General features: G+C 47.3%; 12 protein-coding genes. 8 read left to right on the forward strand and 4 right to left on the reverse strand.

The annotated features are described in order from the left end of the window. Both QUA25_RS05275 and QUA25_RS05280 read left to right on the forward strand, forming a co-directional pair. Positions 1–1,821: an efflux RND transporter periplasmic adaptor subunit gene (locus tag QUA25_RS05275; protein ID WP_333036130.1), complete on the forward strand. Its 1,821-nt coding sequence runs from the start codon at positions 1–3 to the stop codon at positions 1,819–1,821. 303 nt (positions 1,822–2,124) lie between these two features. Beyond that, positions 2,125–3,390, forward strand: a complete 1,266-nt coding sequence (locus QUA25_RS05280) for an ABC transporter permease (protein WP_333036131.1) — start codon at positions 2,125–2,127, stop codon at positions 3,388–3,390. A 324-nt stretch (positions 3,391–3,714) separates the two neighbouring features. Here the strand turns inward: QUA25_RS05280 and QUA25_RS05285 are convergent, their stop codons facing one another. After that, positions 3,715–4,917, reverse strand: a complete 1,203-nt coding sequence (locus QUA25_RS05285) for a hypothetical protein (RefSeq protein WP_333036133.1) — start codon at positions 4,915–4,917, stop codon at positions 3,715–3,717. A gap of 1,043 nt (positions 4,918–5,960) precedes the next feature. On the opposite strand from QUA25_RS05285, the gene apcA reads away from it, so the two are divergent. From apcA to QUA25_RS05300, 3 genes are all read left to right on the forward strand, one after another. Further along, entirely contained in the window at positions 5,961–6,446 is a 486-nt protein-coding gene (apcA, locus tag QUA25_RS05290) for an allophycocyanin subunit alpha (RefSeq protein ID WP_333036136.1), read from the forward strand. A gap of 176 nt (positions 6,447–6,622) precedes the next feature. Next, positions 6,623–7,108 carry an allophycocyanin subunit beta gene (gene apcB / locus QUA25_RS05295; RefSeq protein ID WP_006634930.1) on the forward strand — a complete coding sequence of 162 codons (486 nt, stop codon included), beginning with the start codon at positions 6,623–6,625 and terminating at the stop codon, positions 7,106–7,108. Between the two features lie 265 nt (positions 7,109–7,373). Next, complete coding sequence (locus QUA25_RS05300; protein ID WP_006634929.1) at positions 7,374–7,577, forward strand: phycobilisome linker polypeptide; 204 nt, start codon at positions 7,374–7,376, stop codon at positions 7,575–7,577. 110 nt (positions 7,578–7,687) lie between these two features. Here the strand turns inward: QUA25_RS05300 and QUA25_RS05305 are convergent, their stop codons facing one another. After that, positions 7,688–8,110, reverse strand: a complete 423-nt coding sequence (locus QUA25_RS05305; RefSeq protein WP_333036138.1) for an EamA family transporter — start codon at positions 8,108–8,110, stop codon at positions 7,688–7,690. 36 nt (positions 8,111–8,146) lie between these two features. Here QUA25_RS05305 and QUA25_RS05310 point away from each other — a divergent pair, with 36 nt between their 5' ends. After that, positions 8,147–9,367, forward strand: coding sequence for an FtsW/RodA/SpoVE family cell cycle protein (locus QUA25_RS05310; RefSeq protein WP_333036139.1), 1,221 nt, complete (start codon positions 8,147–8,149; stop codon positions 9,365–9,367). Positions 9,368–9,756: 389 nt separating this feature from the next. Here QUA25_RS05310 and QUA25_RS05315 read toward each other — a convergent pair whose 3' ends face one another. Next, entirely contained in the window at positions 9,757–9,984 is a 228-nt protein-coding gene (locus tag QUA25_RS05315; protein WP_333036140.1) for a hypothetical protein, read from the reverse strand. A gap of 143 nt (positions 9,985–10,127) precedes the next feature. On the opposite strand from QUA25_RS05315, the gene QUA25_RS05320 reads away from it, so the two are divergent. Then, the gene (locus QUA25_RS05320) at positions 10,128–12,377 is read left to right on the forward strand and encodes a CHAT domain-containing tetratricopeptide repeat protein (protein WP_333036141.1); all 2,250 of its coding nucleotides are present in this window, start codon (positions 10,128–10,130) and stop codon (positions 12,375–12,377) included. Between the two features lie 18 nt (positions 12,378–12,395). Here the strand turns inward: QUA25_RS05320 and QUA25_RS05325 are convergent, their stop codons facing one another. Beyond that, positions 12,396–13,049, reverse strand: a complete 654-nt coding sequence (locus QUA25_RS05325) for a Crp/Fnr family transcriptional regulator (protein ID WP_333036143.1) — start codon at positions 13,047–13,049, stop codon at positions 12,396–12,398. Between the two features lie 406 nt (positions 13,050–13,455). Here QUA25_RS05325 and hslO point away from each other — a divergent pair, with 406 nt between their 5' ends. Continuing rightward, the gene (hslO, locus tag QUA25_RS05330; RefSeq protein WP_333036144.1) at positions 13,456–14,355 is read left to right on the forward strand and encodes an Hsp33 family molecular chaperone HslO; all 900 of its coding nucleotides are present in this window, start codon (positions 13,456–13,458) and stop codon (positions 14,353–14,355) included. Positions 14,356–14,494: the final 139 nt, after the last annotated feature.

Here is a 14,494-nt window from a genome sequence, read left to right on the forward strand (position 1 = left end):
ATGTACTTAGTAAAGCACTTTCAGATAAAAAAAGAGCTGACTCCGTGGGTTAGCGGACTCCTCGCCGCTTCCCTGCTTGCAGGAGTAGGCTACACAGCTTACAGCCAACTCACAGTCAAATCCAGCCGCGAAACCAGGCGCAAGGAAAAAACCGTTGCTGTCGAAAGGGTGAACCTGCCGATTACAATTTCGGCAAACGGCACAATAGTGCCCGAACGTTCCGTTAACGTCAGCCCCAAAACTTCAGGAATGCTCAAAAGTTTGCTTGTCAAGGAAGGAGATAAGGTTGAACAAGGGCAGATTCTCGCCTACATGGACGACTCCAACCTCCAAGGACAACTTACCCAAACTCGCGGACAACTCGCAGCCGCCGAAGCAAACCTGCAAAAATTGCTCAACGGCAATCGAACCCAAGACATTGCTGTGGCTAAGGCAGTGTTGGCAGAACAACAGGCAAGTCTGGAAAAATTGCTCAACGGCAATCGAACCCAAGACATTGCTGTAGCTGAGGCAGCGTTAGCTGAACAACAGGCAACGTTGCAAAAATTGCTCAACGGCAATCGAAGCCAGGATATTGCCGTAGCCGAGGCACAACTAGCTGAACAACAGGCAAATTTACAAAAATTGCTCAAGGGCAATCGGCCTGAAGACATCGCCCAAGCGATCGCCAAACTCAGAGATGCCGAATACGCCAAAAACCAAGCAGAGGAAGACTTTCAGAGAAATCAGGAGCTCTATAATGCTGGAGCCATTGCTTTGCAAGTTGTCAACAACTCCCGCACCGCGCGCGATCGAGCTCAAACGCAAGTTAGACAAGCCGAACAAGCTGTAGCTTTGCTGCAAGCGGGTACTCGCCCTGAAGAAATCGCTTCTGCGCGGGCTGCTGTCGAGCAAAAACGGCAAGCTTTGACCCTGGCGCGATCGGGCGCACGCCCGGAAGACATCGCAGCAGGGCGGGCCGCTGTGGAGCAAAAACGGCAAGCTTTGGCCTTGGCGCGATCGGGCGCACGCCCGGAAGACATCGCTGCGGGGCAGGCCGCAGTGGAGCAAAAACAGCAAGCTTTGGCGCTGCTAGAATCTGGTTCCCGCCCCGAAGACATCGCCCAAGCCCGCGCCCAAGTTCTCGCTGCTAGAGGCAGCCTGCAAAGCGTTCAAGCGCAGATTAACGATACTGTGCTGCGGGCTCCTTTCACCGGCACTGTTACCCGCAAGTACGCCGATCCGGGCGCTTTTGTGACTCCCACTACGGCAGGTAGTGCGGTTTCTTCAGCGACTTCTTCTTCGATTTTGTCCTTAGCTTCAAAAAATCAATTAGTAGCAAACGTAGCAGAAACTAATATTTCTCAGATTAAGATTGGCCAGGCTGCATCTATTCAAGCCGATGCTTTTGCGGGAAAGACTTTTACAGGTAAAATCACTCAAATTTCGCCTCAGTCGATCGTCCAGCAAAATGTGACAAGTTTTGAGGTAAAAGCAGCAATTATTAATGACGATAAACAAATGCTGCGATCGGGCATGAATGTAAATGTTGAGTTTAAGGCCGGTGAACTCAAAAATGTTTTGGTAGTTCCGACTGCGGCAATTGTCCGCCAACAAAGGGAATCGGGGGTTTATGTTCCCGGTGGAGAAGATGGTAAACCTGCTTTTATGCCGATTAAGACTGGTGTGACGGTGGATGACAAGACGGAAGTGCGATCGGGTTTGAAAGGAAATGAAAAAGTGCTGATGAGTTTCCCCCCGGGATTGCGGCCTAGATCCCAAAATCCCTCGTCGGGTGGAATTCCGGGTTTGCAACCTGGTGGGGGAACGCGCTTGCGTTAGTGGTCAGTAGTCATTAGTTAGTCCGCGAGAGAGTCCGACAGTCCGACAGGGATTGAAATCCCTGTCTCATAGCGAAAGTCCTCTGAAAGAGGACTGAAGAGTTAGTTGATATACATCAGTTTCAGACGAATTTTCAGTCGGTTTCAAGCGACTTTAGCTATGAGACGGGGGTTTCAACCCCCGGCGGATTGTGCCACAAATCATATCGTTTCCGGTTGCATCGTCAGGTGATAAATTAGGGACTAATTTAGGCATACTTCTTAGAAGTTGCCACCAAATAATAAATAATAAATAACAAACAACATGAAATTACAGACTTGCCCCCGCACCAACAAAATCTCTAATGTTCAAATCGCGTTCATGGCGACAGAGGCGCTGTGGAATAATAAGTTGCGTACCAGTTTAACTATGCTGGGCGTAATTATTGGGATATCTTCGGTAATTGCCATTACTTCGGTGGGACAGGGAGTACAAAAATCAACAGAAGAACAGTTAAAGGCTTTGGGTACAAATGTGCTGTTGGTTTTATCCGGCGCTTCGCGATCGGGCGGTGTCAGTCAGGGAAGCGGTTCTGCTACTACCCTTACTTGGGATGACGCTAAGGCGATCGGCAAACAAGCTCCTGCAGTTAAGGCGATTTCGGCTTATTTGCAGCGCCAAGTGCAAGTCGTTTATGGCGGACAAAATTCATTTACTGCTATTTTGGGAACGGATTTAAACTATCCAGATGTGAAGAACATTCAACCCCAAGAAGGACGGTTTTTTAACGAGGATGAATTGAATGCTGCTGAGCCAGTAGTTGTCCTCGGTTCTAAGGTGCGAGACGAACTTTTTGGAGCCGGAGTTAATGCGCTATCCTCTGATATTCGCATTCAGGGAAACCGCTACAAGGTTATTGGAGTGATGGAAAGCAAGGGGTCTGTAGGGGGAACCGATCAGGACGATCGAGTGTATATTCCCCTGAAAAATATGTCTTCGCGGATTGTGGGGAGAAATTCTTTAGCGGGGATTGCGATCTCGGGTTTTTGGTTGGAAACTGCGGGCGAAGCTGATTTAGCCGATGCTCAATTTCAAGTAGAAAATATCATGCGCTTGCGCCACAATATTTATCCGCCACAACCGGATGATTTTCGAGTTGTCAATCAAGCTGAGATAGTTAATACTTTCAGCAATGTGATAGGTTTATTTACGGTTATGGTGGGAGCGATCGCCGGAATTTCTTTGGTGGTTGGCGGCATCGGTATTGCTAATATTATGTTGGTTTCTGTTGTGGAACGCACTAAGGAAATCGGGATTCGCAAAGCGGTAGGCGCTACTAATGCAGCAATTCTAATTCAATTTATGGCGGAATCTATTTTAGTTTCCACGGTGGGGGGAACGGCTGGTATTGGGTTGGGAATTGCGATCGCCTTTGGGGCCTCGACAGCGTTCAAATTTCCGTTTGTGGTTTCTGTATGGTCTATCGCAGCAGGTTTTGGGCTGTCTTTTACCGTCGGGTTGTTAGCTGGAGTATTGCCGGCTCGGAATGCCGCTCGCTTAGATCCGATCGCAGCCTTGCGGAATGATTGAACTTAGTGACGTTCGCCCCAGTTAAATTGAACAGTCCTGGACGCCAATGTGACAAATATAGTCGTGGACGCACGAGTGGTCGGAGGCGTTGCTGAATACAGGTATTAATTCAAGATTTCCCAATTGCTCTAAGCCAAGTTGGGTGAGTTTTGTAACTTCAATCGAAAAGGTGATTCATACCCTGATTAAGCAACGCCTTGTTTTCCACGTTATCGCTCCTACCTCCTAACATCAGAAAATGCTGTAATTAAATGGGGTCGCAAAATCAAAAACAAGGGTAATGCTTGTATCACAGTTTAAATGTGCAACAGCTTACTCTCTTACTTACACAATTTCGCCCTCTAATTCACCGAATTCGATTTGAGTTCCCAACGCCAAAGTCAGGGTACTTTCAGGTTCTACCATTTTTATATCGCCTTGAATGTCTGTAGCCCACCAAGCGCGATCGCACAAATTGGTCAATCCTAACGAAAGCTCGTTTCTCGATCTAGAAGTGACTATAGCTACAAGACCGTTAGATGCTGCGGCTGTTAAACTCGGTATGTCAGAGGTGAATAGTTGAGTTCCCGCACTCAGAGGAATAACTCGACTTCCTAATTTCAGGGAAAATTGACCGCTGGTAAAAGAATTTACTGCGGGCTGATCTGATATAAAGGTAGGCGGAATATTTGCCGATGTTGGGGCTGGCAAGTCCGAGTTTCCTACTGTAATTGTACAGTTGCCGATTCTCTTTTGGTCGCCCGATCGCAAATAACTAACCGCTCCGCTATCCACATTCTCGCAAACAATTTGACCTGCTTCCAACTGAAACCGCATTGCCAAAGGCGAAACATTAGGAATGCAGATAATAGACAAATTTTCATCACTGCCAAAAGTCACCGGTTCCGAACCCAGAGTGAGAGTGCGATTTGCTCCGGTGTCATAACTAATTACCAGCCAAGCTTTGTTGAACAAAGTTTCAGCTACAACCAACATAATTCCTATCCAAAAACCGATCGCAGCACACCCAGCTAAACGGCCTGCTGTACCGGATAGATTGTAAGCAAACAGAATAAACAAACAGCCGCCCAAAACTCCTCCAACACCGCCGCCTCCCATGCCGCGAAGCGCTCCCAAATTAGGAATCCGCTGTGCCAGCCCCAGTCCTAACAAACTGCCAGCTATTCCCCAGCAAATTACTCGTAATAATTCGTTGTTTCCGTCGCCAATTCCGCTGTAAATACCTTCGGCGATCGCCCCAGAAATTGCTCCTGCTATTAAACCAAACAATCCGCCATTTTTTAAAGCTTGTTTAATTTGAGGCTTGCCTTTGATATAGTAATAATAGCCGAACATGATAGCCGTAGCAATGCCACCGCCTACCAATCCAAACCACCGAGCTGTGGACAATACACTGTCAAAAACAGATTCCGAACCAGTGAGTCCCTGCATGAAAGGTTCGGTGATTAGATTGCCGACGAAACCGCCGACAGCACCGCTAATGCCAAACTGTAAAGCTTTTTTAAGGGCTGATGGATTTCTTTTCACGGCGCACCAGATTAAAAGTGAGAGTCAAATCTAGCTACAAGCTCGAAAGTTACGATTTCCGATGATATTAATATCTGGCATCGCGAGCGAGAACAGCGCCGACGGCCTGTTGCACAAACACAAAGAGTGAGTTTTATTGTGGGTAGTAGGGGTTGGGCAGGAGAGCCCGCCCGTCGAAGACTTATTCAGAATGGTGCAAGATGTGCGATCGTCTCACATCTCCCCCCTCATTGGTGTCAGCTTAAGGTAAAACCGATAGCCCGTCAGGGGGGGAAACAAGAGCCTCAAAGCGAAAGTCCTCGCTTCCGAGGACTAAGGAGTTCTTCAGTCCTCGGAAGCGAGGACTTTCGCTATAAGACAGGGAATTCATTCCCTGGCGGACTGCCTGGTGAGTGGGAGGAATGGTGGACTAAAAGCTTAAGTTGACACCAATGAGCCCCCCTGCCTCCGGCCTGTCTCCCTTCCCTCTGAGGGAAAAGTCTTTGATGGTTGCGCCGTCGCCCGTCACAATTCCAGCTCAATGCTCGATCGCCTGTAAGCATTGCTGCGAGATAATTTTAGCAATTTTTTAACTGTGAAATTTTAACCGAGAACACCCAAGCGAGGGCCCAAATATGAAAAAGAATGTTACAAACTATTACAGTAACACTCAGAATGTGAACATAATGCCTCAAAATACTTGCGAGAGGTAGTTGTGTCAGAGAAGCAATATCCTTACTAACTGCCCGACAGTCACTCGATCGCCACTAAGTGGCCTGCTGCAATCTTGATCATAAATTAAAGATCGCATCAGTCATTTATGGTATTGTAAGCGACAGGCTTAGTGCGAGCACTCACAAGCGCACCGGCGTGAAGAACCAGCGCCGTTAAGCACCGAAGGCAGTCACCCCCCAACAACTTCAACAGTTGCTGATTGTGGAAAGTCCAGCCTTCCCCGTCAAAGCTCCTGCCTGAGCAGGAAAGATACGGGACGCAAGCGCCCGCCTTCGCTAGCTCAGCGCAGAGCAGTTCATATAGCAAAATATCCAGCGGGTACACACAAGATGAGTATCGTCACCAAATCAATCGTCAACGCAGACGCCGAAGCTCGCTACTTGAGCCCAGGTGAATTAGATCGGATCAAGAGCTTTGTCACCTCTGGTGAACGCCGCGTCCGCATCGCCCAAATTTTGAGCGAATCCCGCGAACGCATCGTCAAGCAAGCAGGCGACCAACTTTTCCAAAAGCGCCCTGATATTGTTTCTCCCGGCGGCAACGCTTACGGCGAAGAAATGACCGCAACTTGCTTGCGCGACATGGACTACTACCTGCGTTTGATTACCTACGGAATCGTAGCTGGCGACATTACTCCGATCGAAGAAATCGGTATTGTCGGCGTCCGCGAAATGTACAAATCTCTCGGCACCCCGATTGAAGCCGTCGCCGAAGGCGTTCGTGCTATGAAAAATGCAGCAAGCTCGCTGCTGTCTGGAGAAGATGCTTCCGAAGCTTCCTCTTACTTCGACTACGTTATCGGTGCGATGCAGTAAGGAATTTCGATTTTAGGTTTTCGATTTTAGATTGAAAAATTGGGGGTTGCCGGCAACAAGTTAAAAGCTTTTGCAAATAACCAGCCAGTTAAAAATCTCAAATCCCAAATCCCAAATTCCAAATTCTAGCTCCAAAATTGGACTGACTCAGCCACTTTCTAGGAAACAAGACAACCATGCAAGACGCAATTACCGCCGTTATCAATTCCTCTGACGTTCAAGGTAAGTACCTGGACATCAGCGCTCTAGACAAGCTCAAGAACTACTTTGCTTCTGGCGAACTGCGCGTCCGCGCCGCTACAGCCATCAGCGCCAATGCAGCCACAATCGTCAAAGAAGCAGTTGCTAAGTCTCTGTTGTACTCTGACGTAACTCGTCCCGGCGGCAATATGTACACCACTCGTCGTTATGCAGCTTGCATCCGCGACTTGGACTACTACCTCCGCTACGCCACCTACGCTATGTTGGCTGGCGACCCTTCCATCCTCGATGAGCGCGTGCTCAACGGTTTGAAAGAAACCTACAACTCCTTGGGCGTGCCCATCGGTTCTACCGTACAAGCAATCCAAGCAATGAAAGAAGTCACCGCCGGTTTGGTCGGTTCTGACGCTGGTAAAGAAATGGGCGTCTATTTCGACTACATCTGCTCTGGCTTGAGCTAAGACTCAGGAAGAAGGAAGAAGGAAGAAGGAAGAAAGAAGAAGAAATAACATTTATTTCTTGCCTCTTTTAACTTTTAACTTTGGACTTGTTACCTTTGGCTTTGAAAAGAGGTCAGGGAAGTTGAGAGTGATTGCTAGACCGTCAAAGGCTGGTCGAGAAAGCCCGACGAGTTTTAACGAGCTAGTTTTGACTCCTAACTCCCTGCCTTCAATCTTTAAAAAATCCATCTAATAATCTGTAAACCTACTCAGGAGTTAGTTTCCCATGAGAATGTTTAAGGTGACTGCTTGCGTCCCCAGTCAAACTCGCATCCGCACTCAGCGCGAATTGCAAAATACCTATTTTACTAAGCTCGTTCCTTACGACAACTGGTTCCGGGAACAGCAAAGAATTATGAAAATGGGCGGCAGAATTATTAAAGTGCAACTGGCTACCGGTAAGCCCGGAGCTAATACAGGTTTGCTTTAAGAGCCGAAGCTGGATTAGTAGAGGGGTAAGAGGTCGCATCGACCTCTTTTTTGTTTGTTATTTTAAACGAAGAATGTCCAGCGTTGTTAATCTAATCATTGACAAATATTTCAATAAGCAGAAAGTATAACTGCGATTATGGCTAACAAAACAGCAAGCATTTGCGGTAATGTAATAGCCTCTTTCAAGAATAAATACGATAATAATATAGTAATCAGCGGGTAGATAGAAGTAACACTCACTACATTGGCAACTTCACCTTTGCCAAGGGCTATAAAAAATACTAATGATGCCACCGTGCCACAAACGCCAACTAACATGGCAAACAAAATTCCCCTAACATCTCCCTCAAAACTAAAATTATTAGTGTGGAAAATAATAAATAAAGTAGTTAAAATAGCGCCAATTGCTTCATAAACAAAAGCAGTTTTGTAGTCAATATATTTAGTCGCTAAATTACCAAAAAATCCCCACAAACCATATAATAGCGAACAGATTAATGCGTAAATTAACCAATCTGGTACTTTAGCCATCTTTGTTAGAGTTTATTGAGAGCATTCTAAAATCCTATGGCTAATGACATTCGACGCTTGATTCCCTTTTTTGACCCCAGCGCGTCTCAATGGGCCGCTGAGGCTCGGTGGCTGAGGTGGCTGACTTTTCTGTGGCTGTTTGTAGGGCTGACAGCATTGTTTTCGGCTTCCTATCCCATTGCAAATTATGAATTTGGAGACGGCCTTTATTATTTTAAACGACAGCTAGTCGCAGTGGCGATCGGGCTGGCCGGCTTTAACTTGATGGTGTACTCCCCACTGCGCTACATCATGAAAACATCTCAGTTAGGCGTTTTGTTGCTGCTGGGATTACTGTGGCTGACCTTGGTTCCGGGGGTGGGAACCACAATCAACGGGGCGACTCGCTGGATATCTCTGGGCCCGGTTCCGATTATTCAACCTTCTGAGTTGATTAAGCCGTTTTTTGTTCTCCAAAGCGCCCGCATTTTCGGCAACTGGCCTCGGTTGACGAATAAAGTTCGCTTAACTTGGCTGTTAATTTTCGGTGCAATGCTGTTGGGAATTTTGTTGCAGCCGAATTTAAGTACCACGGCTTTGTGCGGGATGACTTTGTGGTTGGTGGCTTTGGCGGCGGGCTTGCCTTACTTGCAGTTGGGCGCAACGGCAATGGGGGGAATGCTTTTAGCCGTTTTAAGTATTAGTTTTAGGGAATATCAGCGCCGCCGGATTATGTCTTTTCTCAATCCTTGGGCTGATCCGATGCAAGACGGCTATCAATTGATTCAAAGTCTCCTGGCTGTGGGTTCTGGGGGCGTTTGGGGTGTGGGTTTGGGGATGTCGCAGCAAAAGTTATTTTATTTGCCTATTCAGTACAGCGATTTTATTTTTGCTGTGTTTGCTGAGGAGTTTGGTTTGGTGGGAGGTTTCTCTCTGTTGCTGATGTTGGCGGCTTACTCTACTGTGGCGTTGAGAGTAGCGATGAAGGCTCGAAATAGTGAGAGTCAGTTGGTGGCGATTGGGGTGATGGTGGTGATGGTGGGACAGTCGCTGCTGAATATTGGGGTGGCGACGGGGGTTTTGCCGACTACGGGGTTGCCACTGCCGTTTTTTAGTTATGGGGGTTCTTCGATGTTGGCAAGTTTGTTGTTGTCGGGGTTGCTGATTCGGGTGGCGAGGGAGAGTTCTGAGGCTGATGTGGTTTCTTTAAACGGCCTCCGTGGAAAGCCGGGAAAGCCGAACTTGCGATCAAACAACGCAACTACACAAACTGAATAATTTGTCAAGTTATTTCTTTGACGCGCGGGTAGCTAGAAACCGGGTTGTTTAACCAAAATATTTGGTTAAAACCTTCAATAAGAGTCAAAAAACCCGGTTTCTTTACCTTCTACGGCCCTGTCATTCCGGGCGATCGACTATTTCCGCCCGTCACCCTTATTGGGCGGTTCTTCTTGTTGTTCTTGAGGTTTAGCTGTAATGTCAGTTAATTCTTTATTGTCTGGTTGCGGTGTTTCTTGAGTTGAGTTAGCCATTGAGTTTTTTCCTAAATAAATGCACCGCTTAATGATATCTTTTCTGGCTACAAATGTATGGCTGTAGATAGGGGGAGGAAAATCAAGACAGACAATTCTGATGCAATTCGATGAGAGCTTTAATATTAGACAGCATTATGTAGATGCAAATGGCTGTCGCTTGCTATACTGCTGGAGGGTTGCAGCCAAACAAATCGGAGGCGGATACAAAACACCTTTGTTAAGAATTAAATGCCGAGATGGCCATCTCGACTGATTAACCCTTGCTGCTGCAATTTTCCCATCATTCGCGTTACTGTTACCAGACAGAATTGGTTTAAAGCCCAAAGCCCGATCGGGAGAAATTAAAAGAAGACTATTCATTACTCGAATCCTCTTCCTTCCAGTTAGAAGTCGCCCCGCGTGCGGTCAACAGTCAACAGTCAACTGAACCGCGTCGTGCAAATCGCATTAGCAATATCTTGATGTGTCAAGTGGATATTCAAACCAGTGGCCTGTCAAAAGTTATGAAACTGCAAAAAATTGGATTGTCGGGACTGATCTCAATCTTAGCGGCGCTGACTGTAGGTGAGTTTCGGTTTATCCCTAATTCTCAATTTAAAATCCTCAATTCTCAGGCCTTGGCTCAAACGCAAGCTGAGCGGAAAGTTGAAGCAGACCGACTGTTAGACCAAGGGATTGAGCAGTATCAGATTAGTCAATTTCAAGCTGCATTGCAGTCTTGGCAACAGGCACTAATAATTTATCGAGAAATTAAAGACCGCCAAGGTGAAGGGAAAGCTCTGGGAAGTCTGGGAAATGCTTACAATTTCCTCGGCGACTACGCCAAAGCCATTGAGTACGTTCAGCAGGACTTGGCGATCGCGCGAGAAATTAAAGACCGCCAAAGCGAGGGGGCGGCGCTGGGAAATCTGGGAAATGCTTACTTTTTCCTCGGCAACTACGCCAAAGCCATCGACTACCAACAGCAGTGGTTGGCGATCGCGCGAGAAATTAAAGACCGCCAAAGTGAGGGGGCGGTTCTGGGAAATCTGGGAAGTGCTTACTTTTCCCTTGGCGACTACGCCAAAGCCATCGACTACCAACAGCAGTCGCTGGCGATCGCGCGAGAAGTAAAAGACCGCCAAAGCGAGGGGACATCTCTGGGAAATCTGGGAATTGCTTACGATTCCCTCGGCGACTACGCCAAAGCCATCGACTACGCTCAGCAGTGGTTGGCGATCGCGCGAGAAATAAAAGACCGCCTAAACGAGGGGGGGGCTCTCAACAATCTAGGACTTGCTCTCTCCAAATCTGGCAATCTCGCAGCAGCAGAGAAAACCCTACTTGATAGTATTAAAGTTTGGGAATCTCTCCGTGCTGGATTAGACGATGCCAATAAAGTGTCAATATTTGAAACTCAAACTAGGGTCTACGGCATTTTACAAAAAGTCTTCATTGCTCAGAAAAAAACTAATGACGCTTTAGAAATTGCCGAACGGGGTAGAGCCAGAGCTTTTGTCGAGTTATTGGCATCTCGCCAAGCCTCATCTGCATCTGCCCAAACTACTATCAACCCACCCAATATCCAGCAAATTCAACAAATCGCTAAAGAGCAAAACGCTACCCTCGTCGAGTATTCAACTATTGGGAATCAAGCCCTTTATATTTGGGTCATCAAGCCGACTGGTGAAATTACCTTTCGCTTCGTTGACCTCAAATCTCTTAACATCAATCTACCCGAAGTCACCGAAGGGGCAAGAGTATCTGCTGCTCTGGGGACGAGAGGATTAAATGATCGAGATACCGCCATCGCTGAGATGATTCGCGGCACTCGCGAGGCTCTGGGTGTATCGGCGGGGGACACTCCCAATAAACAAACAGCTAATCCCCCTGCTTCTACCACTGCTAATTCTCGGATAATCTACCCCAAATTACAGCAAAGTTATCAACTACTCATTCAACCCATTGCCGATCTTTTACCTACTGACCCGAATGCTCCTATCATCTTCATTCCCCATCAATCCCTGTTTTTAGTTCCCTTTGTCGCCTTACAAGATCCGACAGGTCAATATTTGATTGAAAAACATACCATCCTCACTGCTCCCGCCATTCAAATTTTGCAGTTAACCCGCCAATCACGGCAAAAAGTCCGACAACTTTCTCTCCAGGATAACTTAGTTGTAGGCAATCCAATTATGCCCAAAATTGGCACACCGCCGCGCCAATTAGATCCCTTACCGGGCAGCGAACGGGAAGCAATTACAATTGCCCAAATTCTTAATACTAAACCGATTACAGGCTCTCAAGCGACTAAAGCATCGGTTGTTCAACAGATGCTAAAAGCCCGGATTATTCATCTGGCAACTCACGGATTACTCAATGAAGTGAAGAGACGAGATTTACCGGGAGCGATTGCCCTTGCTCCATCAGGAAATGATGATGGGTTGCTGACTTCGAGCGAAATCTTGGATTTAAAATTAAATGCTGAATTAGTGGTATTAAGTGCTTGCAATACTGGCAGAGGAAAACTCACAGGTGATGGTGTGCTTGGATTATCTCGTGCTTTCATTAGTGCTGGTGTTTCCAGTATTATCGTTTCTCTGTGGTTAGTGCCGGATGAGCAGACAGCGGAATTAATGGCAGAATTCTATCGCCAGTTACAGAAAAACCCTAATAAAGCTCAAGCTTTGCGGCAAGCAATGCTGACAACAATGAAGATGCACCCAACTCCGCAAGATTGGGCCGCGTTTACGCTGATTGGCGAAGCAGAATAAGATTTTTCTCTGCGCTTGCTACACTGCTTGAGGGTTGCAGCCAAACAAATCCGATGTGGACGCAAAAACATCTTTGTTAAGAATTAAATGCCGATCGCCATCTCGACTGATTAACCCTTGCTGCTGCAATTTTCCCAGGATTCGAGTTACAGTTACCCGCGTCGTGCAAATCGCATTAGCAATATCTTGATGTGTCAAGCGGATATTCAAACGAGTTCCCTCAACCACAGGCTGACCGAATTCCTGTTGCAATAATAGCAGTAGCTGATACAAACGGTCATCTACTCGCCGCTGTCCGGCGATCGCTAAAATTGCTTCCATTTGCCGCAGCCGCCGTACCATTTGAGGCAGCAACTCGTGAGCCAATTGAGGATAAGCTTCGATTTCCACCATAGAATACCACATCAAATAAACATCTGATGTCGCCGTAGCTCGGTAAGTCTGCAAGCTTGTCAACCACAAACCGAAGCACATCGAAGGCCCAACCCAACCCAACAGTCCTTCTTCCCCGGTTGGATAAAGCGTGCTTAGTTGTGCTAGACCTTGACAGACTCGCCAAAGACCGTGCGACATCATAGGAATGGTTTCGCCCTTGGCATAGAAATGCAAGTTTCGGCTCGCTCCTGTGTTATGCTGGATTTCCGCTAAAAGTGCTTTGGATGTTGGTGGCATATCCCTTATTTCCAGCTAAAAAACATTTGTCTGAGACCTACGCCTCTCACTCTAGCCGGCCAAGGTAAAGGTTTGGTAATCGTCTGGTTAGCGCCAAGATAAGCTTTAGTCATTAGTCATTAGTTGTTAGTTGTTATAAAATAATGACTGACGAGACGCTGGCTTAAATAAAATAAATGTGCTCGTTATTCGGGCTTTTTCAAATAAATATTTAAGTGGAAAAAATCCGCCGAATATTTGTTAATAAAGAGTCGGTTAATCAAGGTTTTATAGAAAAGAGAGGCGAGTTCTGAATTTCGATCGCACTCCCAGGCCCGCCGAGTCAACTGCTGCTATCTGCTGCCACAACCTTCAAGAACTTCTAAAATAGTTCAAGAAGGTATCAAAAGACAAAGTAAGGTTTTTCATGGCCGATCAATTAATTCGCGCTACAGCCGCAGAGGGCGGAATTCGCGCTGTAGGCGTCATTTCCACCCGCCTCACCGAAGAAGCAAGACAGCGGCACAAGCTCTCCTACGTGGCTACAGCGGCCCTCGGCCGCACAATGTCGGCAGGGCTGTTACTCGCCTCCAGCATGAAACGGCCCGAATCGAGAGTCAACATTCGCATCAAAGGAGATGGGCCGCTGGGCGGGCTTCTGATTGATGCGGGACTCGATGGAACAGTTCGAGGTTATGTGGAGAATCCCGAAGTGGAATTGCCGCCCAATGCTCAAGGCAAACTTGATGTGGGCGGGGCAATAGGTGACGGTTATTTGTACGTGGTGCGGGATGTTGGATATGGCTTCCCTTATTCAAGTACGGTAGAATTGGTTTCCGGCGAAATTGGCGACGATCTGACTCATTATTTGGCAACCTCGGAGCAAACGCCTTCGGCTCTAGTTTTGGGGGTGTTTGTAGGGGCGGGCGGGGTAGAAGCGTCTGGGGGTGTGCTGTTGCAGGTTCTGCCGAAGGCGGCAACGGACGAAAAATTGGTGCAAACTTTAGAATCTAGAGTTGCTGAATTGTCCGGCTTTACGCCGCTGCTGCGATCGGGCAAAACGCTGCACCAGATTCTCGAAGAGTTACTGGGAGATATGGGCCTGGAAATTTTCCCGGAAACTCAGATGGTGCGGTTTCACTGTGGGTGTTCGTTCGATCGAGTTTTGGGAGCTTTGAAAATGTTGGGCGAAGCGGAACTCCAAGACATGATTGAAAAAGATGGGGGGGCTGAGGCTACGTGCCATTTCTGCAACGAGGTTTACAAAGCTAATAGCGACCAACTTGCAGAACTCATCGGCGATTTGCGATCGAACTCCGGTTCTTGAGACGATAATGTGTAATTGGCTCTATTGAGTGCGAGTTAGGGATGATGGCCTTGACCAATTGCCAATTACGCATTATCAATTACCTAATCACAAAATTTTGATTTTGGCGGTTTGGCGATCGGCCCTTGCAGTCTAGGGC

The sequence above is a fragment of the Microcoleus sp. Pol17C6 genome (genome assembly GCF_036701145.1).
In the GTDB taxonomy this organism is placed as follows: domain Bacteria; phylum Cyanobacteriota; class Cyanobacteriia; order Cyanobacteriales; family Microcoleaceae; genus Microcoleus.